Raw genomic sequence first — 21775 nt, 5'->3', positions numbered from 1 at the left:
CCCGGCCTCTTTCGAGACCAGACGACGTCGCATTGTTGAAAGACGAAACCGCCTGAAAACGCAGCCTACTTGGCGTTGACCGAGAATACGGGACGCGTATTGGCTGGGGCGAAGATCTGCGTCGTATCGAAGCTGTCGATATTATCCTTCGTGACAATACCAGGAGAAACGAGCAGCACTTTCTCGTGCGGTTTCTTTTCAAGGGCACGAACAGCAAGATCAACGCCAATACGACCCATCATGACCGGATATTCAGTTGCAAAGGCAACAACTTTTCCGCTCTTGACCGCATCCAGCATCGTCTGATTTTCATAGGAAGAAACGATCATCACATCGTCACGCCCGGCATCTTCCACCGCACCAATTGCGGCTTCGGCGGTTGGGGCGCCACCCCAGATGACATTCATATCGGGATAGGTCTGCAACGCATCTTCTACCAGACGCAGCTGCGCTGGAACGCTGGCTTCACCAAACTGCTCCGCCAACAATTTGATATTGCCCTCTTTGACGGAGTCCCGGAAGCCGCTCATATAGGTTTCCGCCCATCCAGAACCCTGAGGTCCGGGAAATCCGACTGCTTTTCCTTCCTTGTCGCCAAGAAGCTTCTTGGCATATTCGCCGGTCTGATAGCCCTTCTGATAGAAGTCCGGTGTGACGCGGGCAGTGGTCGGCGTTTCGAGAATGGGGTTCGCCACAGCGATATTGACGATGCCCTTGTTCATGCCTTCAGTGATCTTCGCAGCGACGCCCGCTTCCGAGATCGGCGAAATCAGAATGGCATCCGTGCCGGCCGCGACGCAATCGTCATATTGCGAGATTTGCTTGGGAAGTGATGTATAGCCGCCAGCCTGATAGATCGTCAGATTGACGCCCAGACGCTTGGCTTCCTCTACCATGCCGTAATTGACCGATACCCAGTAGCCATCCTGAATATGAGGGTAGAGAACGCAAAGGTTCCAGGGCTTTTCTGCCTTCTCCAGCGGCGTGTATTCAATTTCAGAGACCGACTTCAGATCACCATCCTTTGCGGACTGGATCTTGAAGGGCCACCATTTTCCGGATCCATCTGCAGCAAATGCGGTTGCCGAAAAGGAAACAGCCAGCGCCAGTATGGACGAGCCAATAGTATATTTCAGATTCATATCGAGACGAGCTCCCATTTTGCCCTCTGCGGTTGATTTTGTGAGGCGATTTTGCCTTCTTTTATTCGTTAACGCTTATATAGAATGGCCACCCTGTCAATCAGATTGGATACATTATTCTTTATTTTTGTCATTTAACGCCGTTTAATCTACTTAAAAGCGCAAAATGTATCCAATCACAATTTAATGCCTGGTGCCACCGGGCTATTAAAGCCCGGTGCGCTAATTCGGATTTTTGCCTTTAAGAGCGACCGATTGCGATCAGCGTTTCATCCAACGACTTCTTCGTTGCCGCGACGACATCATCGACCTGCGCAGGCGTGATGATCATGGGAGGGCAAAACGCAATCGCATCTGCCATGTTGCGCGTGATGACGCCATTGCCGAACATAGCCGCATTGGCGAGAACGCCCAGCGTGCCGACTTTTTCGTGCGGCGCCTTGGTTGCCTTGTCGCCAACCAGTTCAAGCGCAGCAATGAGACCAACGCCGCGAACTTCGCCAACCAGCGGGTGATCGGTCAACTCGCGCAGGCGCTTTTGCATATAGGCACCGGTTTCACGCGCATTGGTGACAAGATCGCGCTCTTCGATGATCTTGAGGTTTTCAACGGCAACGGCGGCTGCAACCGGATGACCCGACCCCGTATAGCCGTGACCGAATACACCAAGGCGTGCGCTTTCATCCGCCACCGGCTGATAGACGCGGTCATTGAACATGAAGGCCGATATTGGCAGATAGGATGACGAAATCTGCTTCGACAGCGTCATGATATCCGGCTTCATGTTGAAGGTCTGTGAACCGAACATATTGCCGGTACGACCAAAACCGCAGATCACTTCGTCGGCGATCAGCAGAATATCGTATTTCTGCAGCACGGCCTGAATCTTTTCCCAGTAACCTTCCGGTGGTACGACCACACCCCCTGCCCCCATCACCGGCTCGCCGATGAAGGCTGCAACAGTTTCCGGTCCTTCGGCGAGGATCATGTCCTCCAGGTCCCCGGCAAGACGCGTGGTGAATTCATCCACCGTCTCACCCGGCAGCGCATCACGATAATAATGCGGGCAGGTCGTATGCAGGAAACCCGGCAGCGGCAGATTAAAAGAGTTGTGATTAACCGGCAGGCCGGTAGCGCTGGCCGATGCAATCGTCACGCCATGATAGCCACGCTTGCGGCCGATGATCTTGGTGCGCTGCGGCTGGCCCATGGCATTGGCACGGAACCACAGCATCTTGATGATGGTGTCGTTGGCTTCCGAGCCGGAGTTGGTGAAATAGACTTTGCTCATCGGAACCGGCGCGATGCTGATCAGCTTCTCGGCCAATTCGATGACCGGCGGATGCGACCGGTGCGTGAAAGTGTGCGAATAAGGCAGCTTCAACATCTGCTTGTGTGCAGCATCCGCCAGACGCTTTTCGGAAAAGCCGACGCCGACGCTCCAAAGGCCCGCCATCGCCTCGATGTAACGCTTGCCGTTATTGTCTTCAACGTAGATGCCATCACCCTTTTCGATCACCACCGGGCCGATTTCTTCGTGACGGCGCGCATTGGTGTTCGAATGGAAATGATAGGCAATATCACGAGCTTCAACGGAATTGGGCTGTCTCGTCATGTAATTCCCCTTTCAAAGCCGGTGGACCGGCACTACGGCCTCTTATTTCCAGATGCAGCCCATGACAGCGAAGCTTATGCTGTTGCCACACGAAATCGTGGAGGCTGATCGTCCGTTGAAAGGAAGCTATAGATAACTTCAGCTTCGTGCAACATATTTGATGCATCAAACTACAAATATGATAAAAGACCATATTGGATGTTAGTGGAGAGCGCACACATGCACAAAATTGCTGAACTGCAGACCTTAGTGCACGAGAACCTAGGCGATGTGGTTTATCGCAAACTCTCGGAAGCTTTAATGCGCGGCAAGTTTGCCCCCGGTACACGGCTGACCATTCGCGAGCTGGCGGCTTCGCTGGGTACATCGGTCACGCCGGTTCGCGATGCACTGCTTCGGCTCATTCAGGACAATGCCCTCATCCAGAAAACACCGCGCGATGTGCGTGTGCCCATCCTGACGCCGGAACGCTATTGCGAGATACGCGATATTCGGGTGCGACTGGAAGGACTGGCGGTCAGCCGCGCCGCCGTTGCAGCGACACCAGAAGACATTGCCCGGCTTTGGTCCATTATCAACGATAATGAGATCGCCATTGAGGAGCAGCGCTGGGAAGATGCTCTAGAGTGCAACCAGATTTTCCACTCGGCTTTTGCGGAAATTGCACGGATGCCATCGCTCATTACAATCCTTGGAACCCTCTGGCTGCAGATGGGTCCACTGATTGCAGGCATATACGAGTATGGTGGCCGTCATATGATTGAAGACCACTATATCGTCGTGAAAGCAATCGAAGCACGTGATGCAGATGCCGCCGAGGCGGCGCTCGCCAACGATATTCTGGATGCCAGCGAGCTTATTCTCGAAAGAATTGCGGCTCTCTTGCGCGAATAGGCTCGCGCTCTATCATGAATGCCAGTAAGCGGAGCAAATTGAGAGGCGAATTTGTGTTTCTGATACCAAGTCAGAAATATTAAACCCTGTGCATATCGCGTGTTTCGGATAGGCATTTTGGGTGTTCGGGATTCCTGATTTTGGCAACTCATAATTCTCTGTGTGTATGCCGAAGAGAACGCTTCCCTCGCCCAAGCATGCTGACACGCTTTCACTCAACGCGTTGCGCAGTCTGGTCACGGGTTTGGTTGAGAAAGCAGAACGTGCAGAGGCTCGCCTTGAGAGGCTGGAAGCTGAGAATGCTGTACTCCGTAAGGAGAATGCCGAGTTCCGTCTGGAAAACACCCGGCTTAAAGTTGAGAACCAACTGCTTCGCGATGAGATTGCTCGTCTGAAAAACCTACCACCACGGCCACCGTTCAAAGCGTCGGGTATGGATAAGGCAACCGACGCGAAGGCACAGAATAAACAGGCAAGCAAGAAGAAGCCACGTGGGCCGAAACTGGATGTTGAACGCGTTGACCGTGACATTGTTCTTCATGCCAATGCTCCGGCTGGGTCACGCTTTAAGGGCTACAGAAGCTATTACGTGCGAGATGTAGTTTTGCGCGCTGAGGTTATTCATTATCAGCGCGAATGCTGGGCGACACCGGAGGGTAAAGCAATCCTTGCGCCGCTGCCTGCCGGAATCGTCGGAGGCTACGGACCTAATTTGCGGCGGCTCTGTTTAATGCTGCACGCACAGGGCCAGGTGACGATGGAACGACTATCGACGTTGTTGAACGATATCGGCGTGGATATCTCGAAACGACAGGTTGTGCGTATGCTGACCAGGAACCTGGAGGGTTTTATCGCTGAGGATGCTGCGGTTCTGCATACCGGTTTGGTGTCAGCCGCCTATGTTACGGTCGACGACACCGGCGCCCGCCATGCCAGCGATAACTTCTATACAACTCATATCGGCAACGCGAATTTTAGCGTCTTTCGCACCACAAAAACAAAATCTCGCCTGAACTTCCTGTCGCTTTTGCGTGACAATTATCAGGACACTGTTCTCAGTGATGGGGCACTCGATTATTTGCAAGCCCGTAACGTCGATCCTGCAATCATAGCCCGCTTACGACCCCGAAAAGCGCAGCACTTTCCCAATCAGGTACCGTTTCTTGAGCATCTGCTCAGAAATGGCGTCGACATCTTCGATAACAATACGCTCCGCATGTTCGGTGAAGCTGGTCTGTGGGGTGCGATCCGATATCACGGACTTATGGGCAATACGGTCATTGTCTCTGACGATGCAGGGCAATTCCGGGTGGGAGACCATGCCCTGTGCTGGGTGCACGCGGAGCGGCTGCTGCAAAAACTGATGTCGAAAACGCCCCAGCAAGTTCGAATGGTGGAAAATATCCGTGATCTCATCTGGAGCTTTTACAAAGCGCTGAAAGGGTTCAAGCAAAAGCCCTCGATCGCCGCCTTCAACATGCGCTTTGAACGGATCTTCACGATCCGCACCGGCTACGTCGAGCTGGATGAACTTTTGACACGCTTACTGCGCCGCAAAAAGGAATTGCTGAAAGTTCTCGAACGACCCGAAATCCCGTTGCACACCAATGCCCCCGAGAATGATCTGCGCAGTTGCGTCACCAAACGCAAGATCTCTGGCGGCACCATGAGCCGGGATGGGCGTGTCGCGCCCGCGATACCATGCTCGGCCTCCTGAAGACCTGCAAGAAGCTCGGGCTTTCCTTCTGGCATTATCTTAGTGATCGGCTTGGCATTCCCAATCAACAGCCAGCCACCCCAGAACTTGCAGGCCTCATCATCGCAAAAGCCTGCAAGGCTGCAGCCGTCTTTTGCTGATGGAGAAACTGCAATCGCTCAACGATCCGGCGGTTCAGCGCCGTCAGCGTTGCTTCATCCAGACTATCGATATCGATCCCAATCACCGAGGTTCTTCCTACTCGCCATCATCCGCTGGTTCTTCTAAGCCATGCCGGATTCTGATAGATTACAAGAACAGCCGCAACTGCCCAGTAAAATAGCACCGCCAACGGATATGCCCCGCTTACCCCAATAGCTAATCGACAGTGGGCCGAAATTGATGGGCAGTTTTCGTTGATTTTTAACCACTTGTTCAGCATTACGAAACTTAACTAGCTGTTAAGTTTCGCCACCGTGACTATACTGAAAACAATGATTTTTGTGGATTCTAAGCAAGCGCCGAATATCAGCGAACAGGGATATGTTTCACCTATATATGATCCAGTTCGGGACAAAACGCAACATCTGGACTGTAAACAGATTACATCATCAGGCCGGCATTTGTTAAGCTGTAGGGGGCTCTTTGCGAGAAAGCATTGCGAGAACTTATTAGCAAATACTATAATACGTGTTTTCACCCACACCGCCGTTGCCAGCTTATTCCAAGCGACCACTTAAGCTCTGACAGACGTTTCTTGAAAGTTAACTTGTGGCCATGGGTGACCATTTATAGTGAACACCTCACTGTTGCGATTGTCCCCGCAGCCAGTCGCGTTTGCATGATCAACTTTTAAGTTTTCAAGCATCGAACTGATGTCGGATATAGCCCGTGCGCTCCAAACGCTTTTTACCAGCGTTGACTGGCGAAGTGAGCGGAGATCTATAACTCGCCCGCCCCTCAATCTACGGAAAGAATAGCTAACATAATATGCAATGCATGGATCATCGGGCGCAGCCAGGATAGCTAAATTCAACGGAAACCGCTTGTCTATAGGCCTCTCCCGCATTTGACCGCCACCAATATAGTCTCGCATTACAGTGACATAGTACCCGTCATTTCTATCGAGTTGGCAAGCCCATTGGGCATGAAAGCTGCGGCAAGGAAAAGAACAAGTGGCGCGTTCGCCCAATTCAAGACCCGTCTGACAGTTAGTTATTCAGAAATTGATCTTGACCGCGAAGTGCACATCCACTTATGCGCTGATCGTTCTCATTATCGTAGTTATCTTACCAAAACGACCAGTGGCAGATGAACTTCCAAAGTAAAACAATTGTAAACACCAACCCCGCGACCATTGAGCGACTTTTTGATCGCGCAAGCGTTAAACATTGATAGAGCTCTGAAGTCTGAGGTATCCATGTCGTGTTTTTCGGTATGCTTAACGAACACCGAAATCTCTTAAATGTAATTTGAGATTTCGTTGCGCCCCGATAAATTTGAACCTAAAAAGACATCGAACCGGTGTTGCGACATTTCTTACCAATATCGGTGTCGATATGCGTCCCTCGTCAAAGCTAAAACGTCGCCACCAAAGGATTGCTTCTCTTCTGGGAGCTCCCATAATCAACGATAGTTGTAAACTCCACACTAGATTCCTTGATAGCATATAAAGCTACAACCCACATTCTCGGCTTCTAATTTGAAAGGCCGTTATGGGGCTTCTCGGTTAAACACGACAGTGTGCTAAAAGTTTCACCACGGAATAGCACCGAAGCAAATAATGTTCGCAGCAAAAGAAATAGAATTCCGCTGGCAAAACTCCAGGTCAATTCCTGGCTAAACGCCTTGTTTTTGTCAACCGTACTTTTGGCGATAAAATCGTTATTTTTCCATGCCTTAGCAGATCTGAACCTGTTTTACCGCCGTGTACTGAAGTAAACCTAAAGCAGCGACACAACTTCAGAACGCGCGATCCATATGCCGCCCTTCATCACTACAATACAGGAACCCTCGAACGTTTATCCAGGCACGCTTGTGCCCCATATATAATCGCGCCAATGAGGTCACGCTGCTACCCACAACAATTTCTCATCTTGTGAACCCGCCAATTAATTTGGCCCAAGCCAAGCCTCCATCCCAAGTTTGGTTTTTCAAAGTTCGAGATCGTGACTTTAAGACGAGCGTAGGAAAAGCGGCGAGCGACATTCCCACTCATAGGCTACGAAACGGGTATCGAGTTGATGCATGGCAGCCATCGGCACTCGAGCTTCCTCAATACGCATTGCGCTGGGGCACGCGATGCGGATGCCTACACCAGTTCAAACAGGAAGTAAGGGCTTCTACATCAATTGGCGTTTAGCATGGACGAACATAAACTCACTTTCATTCGGCCGCCTCGCCCCAGCTCCAATGATACATAGGTCGCGGAGATTTAAACTGTCACAGCTAACGCAGACCGCCACTAACCTGTTCCCGAACTCCACTGTATTGGAGCAACCACTAGAACGCAGTAGGCAGCCTCGCGTCCTGATAATCGGCAATTGCTTGATCTTGCCAACCACGGTGTGATTTTCATTGCCAAACGAGGGTGGTTATTTGCAAGTTGTGATCGGGCCTTAGCAGCGACCGCTAAACCTTCCAATTTTGGCAATTGTTCTGATGATACGCAAACATTCAGGCGAAGCAGCAAAACAGAATAATTGGATTCGGATCAGGGCATTATTTCTAACACCAACAATTAACCTTTCATTAACCTTAAACTCCTTGCAGTGCTGCCAGAATCGGAATTATAGTTGCGAAAATATGAATGCCGCGCGCTTTTTTGCGAAAGTGACCCAAGCAAGGACTTTAGTTCACAAAATGAACGATCACAACACAAGCCGGTTTGACCACGAAATTGCGAGCCAAGGTTCAAAGATCTCCAGCGCGTTGAACATGCTGCGGACTCAACAGTACCCCCCGGATGCGCGGAAGAGCCTCCGGCGGTTCCAGCTCCCGGAAGTGGCGGATCTTATAGGTGTGACTCAATCACATTTGCGACAGCTGCACAGCGAAGGCAAGGGCCCTGAAATCGAAGTGGTTTCAGGGCGTCGCTATTATACCGCAGAACAAATGCTCGAACTCCGAGCTCACCTTGAAGAGAACAAGAAGTCGGATAAACGCATATATCTTCCCCGTCGCAAGAAAGGCGAACCTCTGCAGGTTCTTTCAGTGGTCAACTTTAAAGGTGGCTCCGGTAAGACGACCACATCCGCTCATCTGGCGCAATACCTCGCATTGACGGGCCACCGTGTTCTGGCGATTGACTTGGATCCGCAGGCATCTCTGACATCACTGTTCGGAATCCAGCCCGAACTGGATGACATTGCTTCGCTTTACGAAGCGTTGCGCTTTGACGATGAAAAGAAACCAATTGCCGAGATCATCCAGTCAACCAATATCCCGAACCTTGATATCGTGCCAGCAAATCTGCTTTTGCAAGAGTATGAATACGACGTACCTCTCGCGATCTCTGGTCGTAAAGGAGAAGAGGGGCGGCTTTTTCATTTACGCATTGTGAATGCATTGAAAGAAATCGAAGACAATTACGACGTGGTGGTCATCGATTGTCCACCGCAGCTGGGATATCTGACGATTACAGCTCTGATGGCGTCAACTGGTATTTTGATCACCATTCATCCCCAAATGCTCGATATTATGTCGATGTCTCAGTTTCTTCAGATGCTGGGGGGCATAATGACGTCGGTGGCAGATGCCGGTGCACAGATAAAAGTCAAATGGTTCCGCTATCTTATAACCCGTTTCGAACCCACTGACATTCCTCAGGCCCAGATGGTCGGCTTTATGCAATCCATGTTTGCACAAAACATGCTTAAAAACCATGTTTTAAAGTCAACAGCCATTTCTGACGCCTCGATAAAGAAGCAAACCCTTTACGAAGTTGAAAAAAGTGACTTTGTTCGTTCCACCTATGAGCGTGCCATGGAAAGCCTGAACGCCACAAATGGAGAGGTTGCCGATCTTATCCATCAGACATGGGGGCGCAAATGATGTTTTTGTCAGCCGTTCTTTCTTCTTTTTTCTTGTTATTATTCAGATGGTTATCCGAAATGACCGTGGAGGTAGCTGCCAATGTCGCGTAAGAATCCATTTGCAAATCTGGATCTCGCTTCACTCAACAGCGATAAACCGGCCCCGAAAAGCGGATATGGTATGACGGGTCCTGCAAAAACTGTTGTGCGTTCCATAGAGGAAATGGCCGAGAATACAAAGCGGCTGATGGAAGGTGAAACAATCGTCGAGATAGAGCCTCATCTTTTAGATGTCTCCTTCGCTTCTGATCGTTTATCCGAGGATGACATTGAATTTGAAGCTCTAAAAGAGGCCATTAAGGATCATGGTCAGGCGACACCTATTCTCGTTCGTCCCAATCCTCACAATGACGAACGTTATATGGTGGTGTTTGGTCATCGCCGTGCGCGCGCCGCTATGGATCTTGGCATTCGCGTCAAAGCAGTTGTCAAGAAACTCGATGATATTTCATCCGCGATCGCACAAGGGCAGGAAAACTCCGCGCGATCTAATTTATCATTCATCGAGCGAGCTTATTTTGCGCAAAATCTGCTCTCAAGCGGAATGAGCAAAGATATCGTTAAGTCGGCCATCGGCATCGATGATGCCCTGTTGTCGAAAATGCTAAGTGTCGTTGAGACTGTGCCCTCGACGATGATCATGGCGATGGGGGCGTCAAAAAAGATTGGTCGAGACAAATGGCTCTCACTTCGCCAAATAATCCTAAATCCAGCTCATCTTGATGTCGCACTTTCGCGCATCGCTTCAGATGGGTTTATGGCTTTGCCAGAAGAGGAGAGATTTGATGCTCTCCATGAGTATCTGAAGAAATACAGCGTGCGATCCGCCGCTAAGGTGTCGGCAAAAGCGGCAATTGAAAAGTCATGGTTGTCTGAGGACAGAGCCGTACGCTTGTCGATGAAGCAAAAGCCGAAGAACGTTGCCATAGAACTTTCCAGCACGGAAGCACGTCCATTTAGTGACTGGCTTTCAAGCAATATGGATCGTTTTTATATCGAGTATAAGCAGACAAAATCGCAATCGAGTGGAGATTAACAGCAAAAGAAAAAGGCCCCCGATAACGTTGCCGTCATGGAAGCCTTCCTCAAGTTTGGTCGCTTCGAGAATCGCATTTCCATGAATCACTGTCAAGAGTGTTGGACGTCATTTTGACGGGCGGATTTCTTTTGCCTTTTGAAAGGTGAAGGAAAATGCAAATTCTGGAGAGAATAACGTCCGCGTTCCGCGGGCGAACGATGTCGCTTGCGCAAATGCAGGCAAAGACAATTACCCAGTCCGTTAACACATCCATTAACAGATGGTCAGTCTATAAGCAGCTTTGCATCGCCAAGGCGCAGTTCGGCGTGAATGATCGCTGTCTGGCAGTCCTGAGTTCTCTTTTGTCATTTTATCCCAGCAACGAAATAAGCCACAAAACAGGTCTAGTAGTATTTCCCTCCAATCGCCAATTGGCTTTGCGTGCACACGGCATGCCGGAATCCACATTAAGACGGCATATCGCAGCGCTTGTTAACGCCGGGCTCATCCTGCGTCGCGACAGTCCAAATGGCAAGAGATACGCTTATAAGGATAGATCAGGAGAAGTTGAGGAGGCGTTTGGCTTTTCTTTCCAACCACTCCTTGAACGTGCCGATGAGATCGCAAAAGCTGCTCAATCAATTCAGGCTGAAGCGCTTGCTTTGAAACGAACGCGCGAGCAAATCACTCTTCTGCGTCGCGAAATCGCCCAACTGTTTATGGCAGCGGAAATGGAGGGCAATGCTTCATCCCTTCAACCAGACAACGATCAGTTCCGCGCAATCATCGAGCGGCTCCCGCGACGCGCAACCAGCCTTGAGTTAAGTGAGGCCTTGGAAAGTTTGTCAGCGTTGCATACAAAACTGGCTAAAGCATTGAATCTTTTGGAAAATAATACTGAAATAAGCGCCAGTGATGACCACATTGAGCGGCACTATAAGGAATCCCTAACTGAATCCTCTTTTGAATCTTCTATATGTAATTTGAGTAATTTGAGATCTTCGTTTGTTCAAAAACACCGTTCGTCATCACACGATGAAAAGCCCCAATTTTCAGAAGAGTTCTCGCTCGACATGGTTCTCAGGGCTTGCCCGGATATTCGAGAATATGCTGTGCGAGGAATTGTTTGCTGGCGCGATCTGGTTGACACCACCCGAGGTGTGGCCTCATTTTTAGGTATTTCCGACAGTGCCTATCACGAAGCGTTTACTCTTATGGGAAGGGAACGCGTTTCAGCTCTCATCGCTTGGATATTACAGCGCGGGAGCGAAATTAAATCTGCAGGAGGTTATATGCGCTCCTTAACAACGAAGATACGCTCTGGTCAAATTTCTGTTGGCCAGCTCCTTTTCGGCAATCTAAGTAATCACGACACGCAAATGTTACGCGGCGAAGCTATGGCCGTCAAAGGAGGCGGGCTGTCCGTTAATTAAAAATCTTCTAGAGGTGGATTACCAACGATTCAATCGCGTATCAGGCCGTAGCTGCGAGCGTCATTGATGACAAATTGGATAGCCGTTTTTCTCCCATGTTGTTGAACTCCGCGGCAACGCCGCGTAAAGATATTTCGGGGTAAGCAAGAACGATGGTTGCCAAGATTCTGGTAATGCGATCTGCAGGAATAAAGCGCCGATGCGAGTTATCGAGGAGCTTGGCGTGTTCGCGATTGTCAACTACAAGGCGTTCACCGCGCGTTTTAAACGTTCAACGGTCCACTTCTGGATTTGTCTATTGAAGACGCGCACAGTACTATTCAAAGCGTGCTGCGGCCTAATCTTTTGTAAATTCGGCAGTGCGGTGTCGTCGTCGGCATGGTTGGTACCTTGTTCTTCCCGACCACACTATCGTTGTCAGCCAAGCCACGTGTCGCTAGCTTCGTCATGGCGGATTCACCAGGCAGGCCCGGGTATGGCTATGGCGTTCGACAGCCCGAGAGCCTGGCAACGGATGTCGGCGGCCAATCTGCTTATTGAGGCGAAAAGACCGAGGTCGCGGCGAAGGCTGGCGAGAATCAGCAACGCTTGATCACCGTGAAGCCGGCAGGAGCTCGAGCATGGTCGTGCAGAAAAGCGCGTTCGCGCGCGGGATGATCGAGCAGCTTGAGCAAACTCAGCTATCTGTCGGCGTGTCGCTATAGGCAATCTGTCCAACAGACCTTGATGTGCTGGTTTTCATTGACCCTTTTGATGCTATCAAAGGCAGACGTCCGAAATGTACTTAGCGAAATCGCGGGTAGTCTACGAGTAATCTATCTTCTAAGGATTTGGCCAGTTCGTTGAAAGCAACGGTTTTAATAGTGCGCAATACCTTCCAAGGCTCATCGATCAGGGCGTGACCAGCATCGAACTCAGGGAGTTTGTGCCTACGCCGTAGAGCTTGGATGACAAGAAGCTCTGCTGGAAAGACACGGTCGATTGTGGCGTCGAACTCGAACCTGATCTTGTCCGTATTGTCTCTGCTTCGAGAAATGTGGAACTCAGCCGCCGTTTGCATAACCGCTTGGAACTGTGCCTCATTATCGGTGTTCCAGGCGTCGAGCACAGCTTGATATGGAGGGATAAGCATCGATGGGGGGACGAAGATCGTAGGGATTTTAAACTCAGCCGAGAAAATACTCAAAAGGTAGACGTCAGAGGTCCCGCGCTTGATTCTGCGCATCCCGGGCGTCGTGTTTATGACTTGGTCCTTCTCAGCCATTTCGAGGAAAAGCTGGGCGCATGTGCTGGCTTGATCCCACCAAGAGATCATACATGGACCAGCAGCCTTCATGCCGTCGGAAAACTCAGTCGGCCAATTGCCCAAGTCTTGGCGCATGTCGCTATACATGCCATCCCAGCGGAAGACTAAGGACCGCAACTGAATGGCCTGTTGAACAAAGCACGTAAGTTCCTGGATGTCGGAACGTAGAAAAGCATCACAGCTCGCCACGTCGTAGAAAAGCGCAAGGCTGCGAAGTTGCAACCCTGCTTTTTGGTTCAGCTCGCCAGGCTTATCCAAGAAACCCTGAACTGCAGACGTGTATCGCTCCACATAGTCTTTCTTGCGCGCGTTTTCCAGCCACTCGCGGCATTCCTCCGTCAATCTCCCGAGAGAGGGGTGTGGTTTCAGTGTCAAGGTATCGCTAAGTCCTGTGTGGTCGGAGTCATTTGCAGGAAAGGCCTAAGCCTATCAGAAAAGGGGGTGATTGCGACCGGGTACGAAGGTCGCAACACGAACCGAGGTTTGTGTTGTATAGATAAAAATTCTTCTCCCGAACACCAGTTATGTTTTAGATCTGTATCGCAATCAATGTATGATAAAATCCGGCCATTAACGCCGATTTCGCCATCTCCGGCAAACGCACTCAAAGCAACCGTGACGCCCGTCCGCTGCGCCGTTTTGCATTGTTATAGTAGTCAGATGCCTGCTGCACGGAGCGATAGCGGGACTGTGCCGCTTCCAGCTAACGGGTGAGGGCTCCGACAGGCCGCCCGGTAAGGTAAACCATTTCGTCCTGATCGGTGGTTTTGGTACATCCGATATGGAGGCCAAGAGAGGAGAGCCGTGCTTATCGGTGAGAGGCGGCTGTCTGATAAGCTGTTCCGTTCTGAGGCTGGCACTTTCGCTGCGCCGGCGCCCGCCAGACGCAAAGGCCACCATCTGGATTGCTTGGTCGCGCAGGGCAGTTAGATACTCGGCAGCACAGGACGTTGGGAGTTTTGCTAGAATATCGCCTGTGATGGCACTAGCACTTTTGCGGTCGGTTGATGGCGCGCACCGCAAGGCAGATCGCCGATTTGACGGCTGGTGACAAAACGAACCTTCAAGACCGCGCGAGCGTCGACCAATTAGCAAGTCGCCTACGCACGGTTGTCGGCGCATGGGGTCCGGAGACGCGCAGAAAGCCTTGCCGACGCAAATCAACTTCCACGTCGCTCGGCATGACGTGATCCGGCTCGATCTCGCGCTGCTGTGGTCGCCACAGAGGATGGGTGACGAATTTCAGCAACAGAGCTTCCGGCGCGGGAAAGGGGAGGGGACTGCTGGTTGCAGCGATTGCCCAGGCTTCTAGATAGGCCAAATCCGAGGTCAGGGCGGGCAGGGTGTTTTCGCCCATGCCTTCATTGACCAGATGCCGCAGCCGTCTCAACATCGCGATCGGACAGAACATCAGCCAGCAAACCACGACGGTGCATCGGCAGGACAGCGGCAATTGTGTCGAGTGTTTCGGCGCGACGTTCGATGGTGGTGTCTGCAGTCATGGTTGTGCTGCCGCTGATTCAGCGTGAAGCTTGAGATCGGTTTTTCCGAAATTGTGTCCCTTGAACAGAATCGTTGCCTTGGCAATTGAGGCAACAGCATAAGAAAAACAGTCGCCCATATTGAGACCGGCGGGGTGACGGCCCTTTCCGAACTGGTCGAAGGCCCTTTCCGCAGCACGATAATGCGCCTGATCGAAGGCAATGGCTGTTACATTGGGTAGTTCTGAAAGATGATCGACAATGGCGGCAGCGTTCAGAAAACCCTTGCCTGTGAGAACCATGCGCAGTTCCAAAAGCGTTGGCCAACCAATAAGCAATGCCTCACGACGCACCAGCCGCTGGAATTGGTCCGCTTCTGGTTCGCGCAAGGCTATGGCCAAGATGACCGACGTATCGATAGCGATCATCGCGGCAATCCGTGTTCATCATAAAGATCATCATGTGCAGAGGTCGTGCTTTCTGGTACATCCCGCCGGCCTTCTGCCATCAAATCCAGCAGCGCGTCCATGGGGGTGAGCGCCTGTTGCTGGCGCAATTCCTGATCATAGCGCTCCAACGCCCGCTCGACGAGTTTGTTGATCGGCTGACCGGTGCGTTTGGCCAGAGAATGGGCGAGATCGCGTGCTTTGGTGCTACGCACAGACAGCTGTGGTTCGGACATTGCCTTTTCCTCTTTGAACATAGAGCAATATAGCAAACGGCTGAGGAGATGGCAAATTTGTGGTATGAGATGGCTATCCTCCGATAACCGTTAATGCGGGTTTGTAGTCTAAGCAGCCATCGGCAACAAAATGCCTGTTTTGCGAGCGAGTGCCCTACCGTGAGTTCTGATGCATAGTCAAGAACTGCTCCGCCCATCTGCAGTTTAACCTGAAGATGTAAATCGCACTCGCCTCGTTTAAGGTGGTCGGTGATGGATACCTTCAACGCGCTGGGAGGAGGACGTGTTGTGCAATACATTGATCAGGTGATAATGTTTGCTGCGGGCATATGGATGAGTGTGGTCGGCTTTGGCCACATCAAATTCAGCAGCCATCAGGAATGGTTCAACCATCTTGTTCGGCAATTTAAATGGATGGGTCCACTGTTAGTTCTGATTGCTGTTGTGCTGGTCTTTGCACCGCGACAATAAAGTGGGCGCCCGGCAAGTGTTCGGGCCGGCCGGACAGCAGCCTTCGATCTTAAATAGAGACGTTCGGGCTCGCTGTCAGTTGCTTTTGAAGCAGAATCCAATTGGCGATGGTGCCGGCCCTACAGAGTTCCCGCGCCAGCTCGACGAACGAGTTCGTCCACTACAACACGGACCCTCGGCAGCATGGTGCGGGTTGCTGGCCAAACCGCATTGAACGGAGACCGCACACGGCAACGATCCGGTAGCACCACGACCAGCTCACCCCTATCGATGCAAGACTGAACAAGTGACTGCGGCATTTGACACAAACCAAAGCCTGCTGTTGCCATTGCGATGATAACCTCGCCATCGCTGGCTTGGTAGGTTGCAGGCGGGTCAAAAGACAGGATACGGTTCTCCTCGTCGAGAAAGCGCCAGGAAGTTGGTCGCTCAGGCTGGCTTCCCAAAATACAGGCGTGACGATGCAGGTCATTCTGGTTCACCGGCACCCCGTGCGCTTCCAGATAGCTGGGCGCTGCACAAAGAAGCAAGCGTTGTGTTCCTAGGGGGCGGGCAGCGATGTCGGCGCGGTCCGGCAGCTCGCCGAACCGAAGGCACAGATCCACTCCTTCCTCCACCGGATCGATGATTCGGTCCGAAAAGCTCGCTGCCAGGCGTAGATCGGGGTGTGCCCTGAGGATATCAAGCAAGACCGGCATGGCGACCAGACGACCAAATGCCGCCGGCATATCTACACGGAGTATACCCCGCACCGTACTTGCCTTCGAGCGGGCAGCGTCCTCCGCCGAACGTAGCTGATCAAGTGCGGCCTCGGCTTGCTCGAGATAAGCCGCGCCCTCCGGTGTCAGTGACAGCCGCCGTGTCGTCCTATGCAGCAGCTTGACGCCAAGCCGGCTTTCGAGTTGCGCCACCGATTTGGCGGCCGCTGACTTGGTAATACCAAACCGAGCGGCAGCCGCAGTGAACGACCCGGATCTTACCGCGCTGAGAAAGACTTCGACGCCAGCGAAAGTGTTTGTGATAGCCATCCTACGCGCCTCGATTGACATCCTCAAGTATACGATTTGGCGAATAAAAGCGCAATTGTCGCCATGTTTGCGCGCGGTTATATCTGCTCTCCGTCCAAAGGAGTTGCAGATGTCCCGTTTGTTCGATCCGTTGAAGATTGGCGCCCTCGAGCTGCCCAACCGCATCATCATGGCACCGCTCACCCGCAAGCGCGCTGGCGTCGAGCGCGTTCCGAACGCCATGATGGCGGAATACTATCGGCAGCGAGCTGGAGCCGGTTTGATCCTGAGCGAAGCGACCTCCGTGTCTCCTCAAGGCGTCGGCTATTGGGGCACACCCGGCATTTGGAACGGTGCACAGGTGGAGGGGTGGAAACACGTCACCCAAGCGGTCCACGAAGCCGGTGGCCGCATGTTTCTGCAGCTGTGGCACGTTGGCCGCATCTCCGACCCCGAACTCCTCGACGGCGAACTTCCGGTAGCACCCAGTGCGATCCCTGCGACTGGGCATGTCTCGTCGCTACGGCCGAAGCGATCATATCCGGTGCCACGTGCACTGGAAACCCTACAAATTGCTGGAATTGTCGATGATTTTCGCCGGGGCGCCGAGCAGGCGAAGGTGGCTGGATTCGACGGGGTCGAACTGCATGCGGCCAATGGCTATCTCATCGACCAGTTTTTGCAGGACAAAACCAACAAACGAACCGATCGATATGGCGGCTCGGTAGAGAACCGCGCTAGGTTCCTCCTCGAAATCGTGGATGCAGTGATCGAGGTGTGGGGTGCTGATCGTGTGGGAGTGCATCTCCGGCCTCGTGGCGAGGAACACGACATGGGCGACAGCAATCCCGGCGCGATCTTCGGTCACGTCGCCGACGAACTAGCGAAGCGGAAGCTCGCGTTCATTTTTGTCCGTGAGATCGAAGCCGAAGACAGTTTGCTCGGCGAGATCAAGCGCCGATTTGGTGGCCCGGTCATTGCCAACGAACTTATGTCCCAGGAAGACGGCGAGCGGTTTATAGAAGCCGGCATTGCCGACGCGCTGGCATTTGGGCGCGACTACATCGCCACTCCCGACCTCGCAGAACGCCTTCTGCAGGGCCTACCCCTGAACATACCGAACAAGGATACGTTCTACGGCGAAGGTCCAGAGGGGTACATTGACTATCCGAGGTTCTCACCGTTGCCTTGTTAAGGCGGTCCGCTTAGCGGACCCTCAGCATGAAAAGTCGGCGGTCTGCTTCCCATCCTGCTTCAGATGCAAGCACATCAGCTCATAACAACTGCTTCGGGCCATACTTCTGGCGTTCAGAAGCTTGCGTGCCAGAAGCTAGAATCCCACACTTAGCTTTGCATTCAAGCCGTTCTGTTTAGCTCTTGATGCAAACTGGCCATTATAGGAGAGGCCGAGTGTGGCGTCTTCGGTCAGCTTGAAGTTAAGTCCTGCTTCAATGAGAGCTGAATCTTCCGCAATCGGAAGACCGTAGACTGTGAAGGCATCGGAGCCGCTGAAGCTTGCAGTGGAAACAGGCGTGATGTCGCCATAGGCGTGTCGCCAGCCAATATCGGTTCGTGCCGTTGCCGTGATGCTGCCCAGAATGAACTCTGTCGATGCACGAAGTCCAAGCGTCGAGAAGCTGGTATCCATGGTGCCGGATTGAACCGAAAGGGCTGCAGCGGTCTGGCCCTTTTCATCAAATCCATCGGTCTTGAGCCGCAAATAGGCAAGCCCCGCATAAGGTTCGAAGAGGGCTTTGCCGTAGTGGATCTTATAACCAAGTTCGCCAAAGACCTGAAAACTCCCCGCATCATAATCACCGGTCAGATTATCGGCAAAGCCGGGGAAGGCGACAGAACGGTTCATGTCGATATCATGCCATGTATAGGCAAGACCGGACCTGAATGCCAAGGCATGGCCATTGTTGAGCGTCCATTCGGTTCCCGTATAGCCACCGAGCGTATAATTATCACTGCTACCCGATGAGGCACGATCGTTCATATCGAAACTGGAATGGCTGTAGCCAGCCAGAAGTCCGAGACGCCATGTATCGAGGATGGTGCCATCGATACCGGTGACAAAGCCGCCGACCGACGATTTCACGCTGCCGGCATTGCTATTGTCATCTTGTCTGGTCCATGCGCCATAGGCATAGCCCCAGGCGGTATAGAGATTTTGCACCGCAGCAATGCTGCCTGGAGCAACGGTGTCGATTGATAAGGCTGAAGCCGAAGCATCCTTTTGCGATCCGGCATAAGATGAGGCATTGATCGCGCTCGCCGGAGCACCGCCAAACGCCTGCTGCAGACGGCCAAGGGCTGCATTGCGGATAAACTGGCTGTCGTTGATTATAACGCCTTTGGCGGAGGCGTAAGCCTCACCGGAAAGCCCGTCGAAGGCTTTACGCGCCTCATCGGCCGACAGCATCAACAGGCTGTTATAGAGCGCAAGTGGCGAACCCGTCTGTGCCAGACTATCCAGTCCTCCGGCCGTCGCATATTGATTGCGGGTCTGAGCTACTGTCGTAAAGAGGGCAGGTGAGGGCTTTTCAGGTTCAGGCGTGCCGGGACCTGGGATTTCCGGGTCAACAGGCTTGGGGCAACCGGTTTTCAGACAGATTTTGAGATCTGCCGCCGTCTCACCATAGGCAAGGCTCATATCGAGAAAAGCTGAGTTCGACACAACGCCTGCAAACTCACCACTGATGCCGCCGCCGGCCGTCAGGAAATGATAGAGTTGGCCATTCTGGTAACTGGATTCTAGATCGATGGTCGTGACCGAGACATTGCTACCGGAAACTGTAGCAGTTCCCGACACATCGACGCGATCGGAGTTGCCGTTGCTGGCTATTTCGATTTCCAGGACTGAACCAGCCTTAAGCGTCAGATTGCCATCGACTGTGAGCGCGCCAATGGAATTGCCCGGCGATAATATACCGCCAGATTGAACCGTCGTCGCTCCAACTGAGCCATAACCGCCAAGTGTGGCACCGGATAAAACGGAGATGGTGCCGCCCAGCATAGCGCTGCTGTGGTTCGCATCACCAACGATCAGTTTGCCTTCTTCAATTGTCGTCGTACCACTAAAACCTGAATTGTCGCCATTGAGCAGGAGAGTATCCGTGCTCCCTTTGACGAGTTCGCCACCTCGGGAATTTACGAATTGGCCCGAGAAACTGCCGCCATTTACAGTCAGAGGATCGTTGGACCATGACACCGTGCCACCATTTCCGGGCGTTGCGTCCTGCAAGTTACGAATTGTGCCGCCATGGCCGGAGAAATCAATGGTTGCACCGACAGCAACACGCGTCGCCCCTGCGAAGCCCGTGAGGTTTCCCAACGACCCATTTCCATCAACAAGGCGGCCATATGCAACTGTAATAGACGAATTGCCAGCTGCATTTGTACCGATGACGTCCATGATAACGTCGCCTGCTCCGTCACTCGCTCCGATCATCAGATCGCCCTGCAGCGAAAAGCTTTGACCCGATCCGCCATTGAGCCAGAGTTCGGTGCCTGTTGCAGTACTGATCGTGCCCGTTGTTCCGGCAGAAACGAGATAGCTGTTGAGTGTGGAACTTCCCATAGCAGAGTGTAACCGTCCTCCGTTCAGCGTGATCAGGCCCGTACCCAGTGCATCAATGACAGCTGATCCCTGATTGACGGAAACAGTTCCATCTGAAATGACCGTTCCGCCAGTATAGTTGCTGCTACCCGTCAGTGTCAGCGTACCGACGCCATCCTTGATAACCGACCCAAAGCCTGTAATCTTCGCGCTAAGGGTTGAACTATCCGTAAAGTTGGCGATGATCTGAGAGGTCGATGTGTTGAAGCGGATTTCCTGCGCTGAAACCGTGCCAGCTGAACCGGTATCACCGATACGCAGTGTGCCTGTTGCTGAACGGCCATTATAATCATTACCCAATTCAATAAGGCCGGCACCGCTAACGGATAGTACGCCGCGATTCGCCACACCAATTTCGCCGTCTCCCCATGCCCCCACGACAAATCTGCCGATTGGCGTCGAAAGATTAACTGATAATGTAGAGCCCACTCCGGTGACGAGAGCCACCCCCTTGTTTAGTCCATCACCTATAAACAGCCGGTCTGTTCCCACCGTACCGCCTGACACAACCTGCAATAAACTTGTAGAGGATGGCACATTGGTCGCGCCACCAATGCTTATCAGGTCACTAGTGATCAGACTGCCGCCATCGCGGACTGTCAGACTATTGCCCTGGTCGAGATAAATGCTATCGGCCAGCGCCGCAACGCCGGTCTCAATGTGCGGCTGACGGTTCAGCGCGACCGGGGTCTCTATCGATACTCTATCACTGCTCCCGGGAGAAATGCCTCCCGACCAGTTGCCGTTGTTTGTCCAGGCGTTATCCGCATTTCCCGTCCACGTCGATGTTGTTTGAGAATAGGCAGCAGGAACTGACGAGAAGAAAAGCAGTGCAACTGTGCTGAAGAGCATGACAAACCGCGACTTTTTCGGCGGGTCTATACGCAAAAGCTGATGACTAGAAACAGGAGAAAGCCAGGATGAACGTTTCAGGGCTGAAAAACACGTTTCAAAAGATCTAGTGTTGGAGAATTGTCGCGCCATCATTGCCCCCTGAGACGCAGCAAGCCACTGCGTTGCATCTTTATAGTTTGAAAAATTTTGTATTGGCAACTATTCATCAATGCGCTCGAAAATAAACGCATATATTAAAGAAGCTCAAAGACGATGGATCGTCAACTTCTGGTAATCCGCCCATTTTTAACCTATCTAATGCACACATCTCTGAGCAACTAGCATTTCTTGTAAAAGACTGATTCACTGAGTGCTGATTTGCTCAGGAGGTTGAGGTAGGCATCAACGGTATTGAATTGAAGCGGTTTTCAGTCGGCAGATTTGGCGATCTGCGGCTAGAAAAAAGGGGACGTGGTGCCA

General features: G+C 52.2%; 14 protein-coding genes and 2 pseudogenes. 7 read left to right on the top strand and 9 right to left on the bottom strand.

The features are described 5' to 3' along the window. Window positions 1-65: 65 nt before the first annotated feature. Entirely contained in the window at window positions 66-1142 is a 1077-nt protein-coding gene (torT, locus tag CES85_RS25275; protein ID WP_095448864.1) for a TMAO reductase system periplasmic protein TorT, read from the bottom strand. Window positions 1143-1383: 241 nt separating this feature from the next. Continuing rightward, window positions 1384-2757, bottom strand: coding sequence for an aspartate aminotransferase family protein (locus tag CES85_RS25270; RefSeq protein ID WP_095448525.1), 1374 nt, complete (start codon window positions 2755-2757; stop codon window positions 1384-1386). Between the two features lie 219 nt (window positions 2758-2976). Between CES85_RS25270 and CES85_RS25265 the strand changes: the two genes are divergently transcribed. Together CES85_RS25265 and CES85_RS25260 are read left to right on the top strand one after the other, a co-directional pair. Then, window positions 2977-3651 (top strand): GntR family transcriptional regulator, encoded by a 675-nt coding sequence (locus CES85_RS25265; RefSeq protein ID WP_095448524.1) that lies wholly within the window; start codon window positions 2977-2979, stop codon window positions 3649-3651. 166 nt (window positions 3652-3817) lie between these two features. Continuing rightward, window positions 3818-5508: pseudogene (locus CES85_RS25260) on the top strand (IS66 family transposase). Here the strand turns inward: CES85_RS25260 and CES85_RS25255 are convergent. Further along, window positions 5433-5594, bottom strand: a complete 162-nt coding sequence (locus CES85_RS25255; RefSeq protein ID WP_157743520.1) for a hypothetical protein — start codon at window positions 5592-5594, stop codon at window positions 5433-5435. The pseudogene CES85_RS25260 and the gene CES85_RS25255 sit on opposite strands and share 76 nt — an antisense overlap. A 2615-nt stretch (window positions 5595-8209) precedes the next feature. On the opposite strand from CES85_RS25255, the gene repA reads away from it, so the two are divergent. The 3 genes from repA (at window position 8210) to repC (ending at window position 11892) form a co-directional block, all read left to right on the top strand. Further along, window positions 8210-9400 (top strand): plasmid partitioning protein RepA, encoded by a 1191-nt coding sequence (gene repA / locus CES85_RS25250; protein ID WP_095448863.1) that lies wholly within the window; start codon window positions 8210-8212, stop codon window positions 9398-9400. Window positions 9401-9481: 81 nt separating this feature from the next. After that, complete coding sequence (repB, locus tag CES85_RS25245) at window positions 9482-10477, top strand: plasmid partitioning protein RepB (RefSeq protein WP_095448523.1); 996 nt, start codon at window positions 9482-9484, stop codon at window positions 10475-10477. 155 nt (window positions 10478-10632) lie between these two features. After that, entirely contained in the window at window positions 10633-11892 is a 1260-nt protein-coding gene (gene repC, locus CES85_RS25240) for a plasmid replication protein RepC (protein WP_095448522.1), read from the top strand. A 784-nt stretch (window positions 11893-12676) separates the two neighbouring features. Here repC and CES85_RS25235 read toward each other — a convergent pair. The 4 genes and pseudogenes from CES85_RS25235 to CES85_RS25220 all read right to left on the bottom strand — a co-directional run bounded on the left by CES85_RS25235 (window position 12677) and on the right by CES85_RS25220 (window position 15361). Then, a complete protein-coding gene (locus tag CES85_RS25235; protein WP_095448521.1) occupies window positions 12677-13540 on the bottom strand; it encodes a hypothetical protein in 864 nt (287 codons plus the stop codon). 262 nt (window positions 13541-13802) lie between these two features. After that, window positions 13803-14700, bottom strand: a pseudogene (locus CES85_RS25230) (integrase). Further along, window positions 14697-15107, bottom strand: coding sequence for a type II toxin-antitoxin system VapC family toxin (locus CES85_RS25225; protein ID WP_095448520.1), 411 nt, complete (start codon window positions 15105-15107; stop codon window positions 14697-14699). The pseudogene CES85_RS25230 and the gene CES85_RS25225 overlap by 4 nt, the downstream one beginning before the upstream one ends. After that, entirely contained in the window at window positions 15104-15361 is a 258-nt protein-coding gene (locus CES85_RS25220) for a type II toxin-antitoxin system VapB family antitoxin (protein ID WP_095448519.1), read from the bottom strand. The genes CES85_RS25225 and CES85_RS25220 overlap by 4 nt, the downstream gene beginning before the upstream one ends. 252 nt (window positions 15362-15613) lie before the next feature. On the opposite strand from CES85_RS25220, the gene CES85_RS25215 reads away from it, so the two are divergent. After that, window positions 15614-15832 (top strand): hypothetical protein, encoded by a 219-nt coding sequence (locus CES85_RS25215; RefSeq protein ID WP_095448862.1) that lies wholly within the window; start codon window positions 15614-15616, stop codon window positions 15830-15832. A gap of 119 nt (window positions 15833-15951) precedes the next feature. Here CES85_RS25215 and CES85_RS25210 read toward each other — a convergent pair whose 3' ends face one another. After that, window positions 15952-16860 carry a LysR family transcriptional regulator gene (locus tag CES85_RS25210; protein WP_095448518.1) on the bottom strand — a complete coding sequence of 303 codons (909 nt, stop codon included), beginning with the start codon at window positions 16858-16860 and terminating at the stop codon, window positions 15952-15954. A 109-nt stretch (window positions 16861-16969) separates the two neighbouring features. Here CES85_RS25210 and CES85_RS25205 point away from each other — a divergent pair, with 109 nt between their 5' ends. Then, window positions 16970-18034, top strand: a complete 1065-nt coding sequence (locus CES85_RS25205; protein ID WP_095448517.1) for an alkene reductase — start codon at window positions 16970-16972, stop codon at window positions 18032-18034. Between the two features lie 135 nt (window positions 18035-18169). Here the strand turns inward: CES85_RS25205 and CES85_RS25200 are convergent, their stop codons facing one another. Beyond that, window positions 18170-21313 carry an autotransporter outer membrane beta-barrel domain-containing protein gene (locus CES85_RS25200; protein WP_095448516.1) on the bottom strand — a complete coding sequence of 1048 codons (3144 nt, stop codon included), beginning with the start codon at window positions 21311-21313 and terminating at the stop codon, window positions 18170-18172. Window positions 21314-21775 lie beyond the last annotated feature (462 nt).

The sequence above is a fragment of the Ochrobactrum quorumnocens genome (assembly GCF_002278035.1).
In the GTDB taxonomy this organism is placed as follows: Bacteria; Pseudomonadota; Alphaproteobacteria; order Rhizobiales; family Rhizobiaceae; genus Brucella; species Brucella quorumnocens.
The sequence above is the reverse complement of the archived record's forward strand: the minus strand, read 5'-3'. Positions and strand labels throughout refer to the sequence as shown.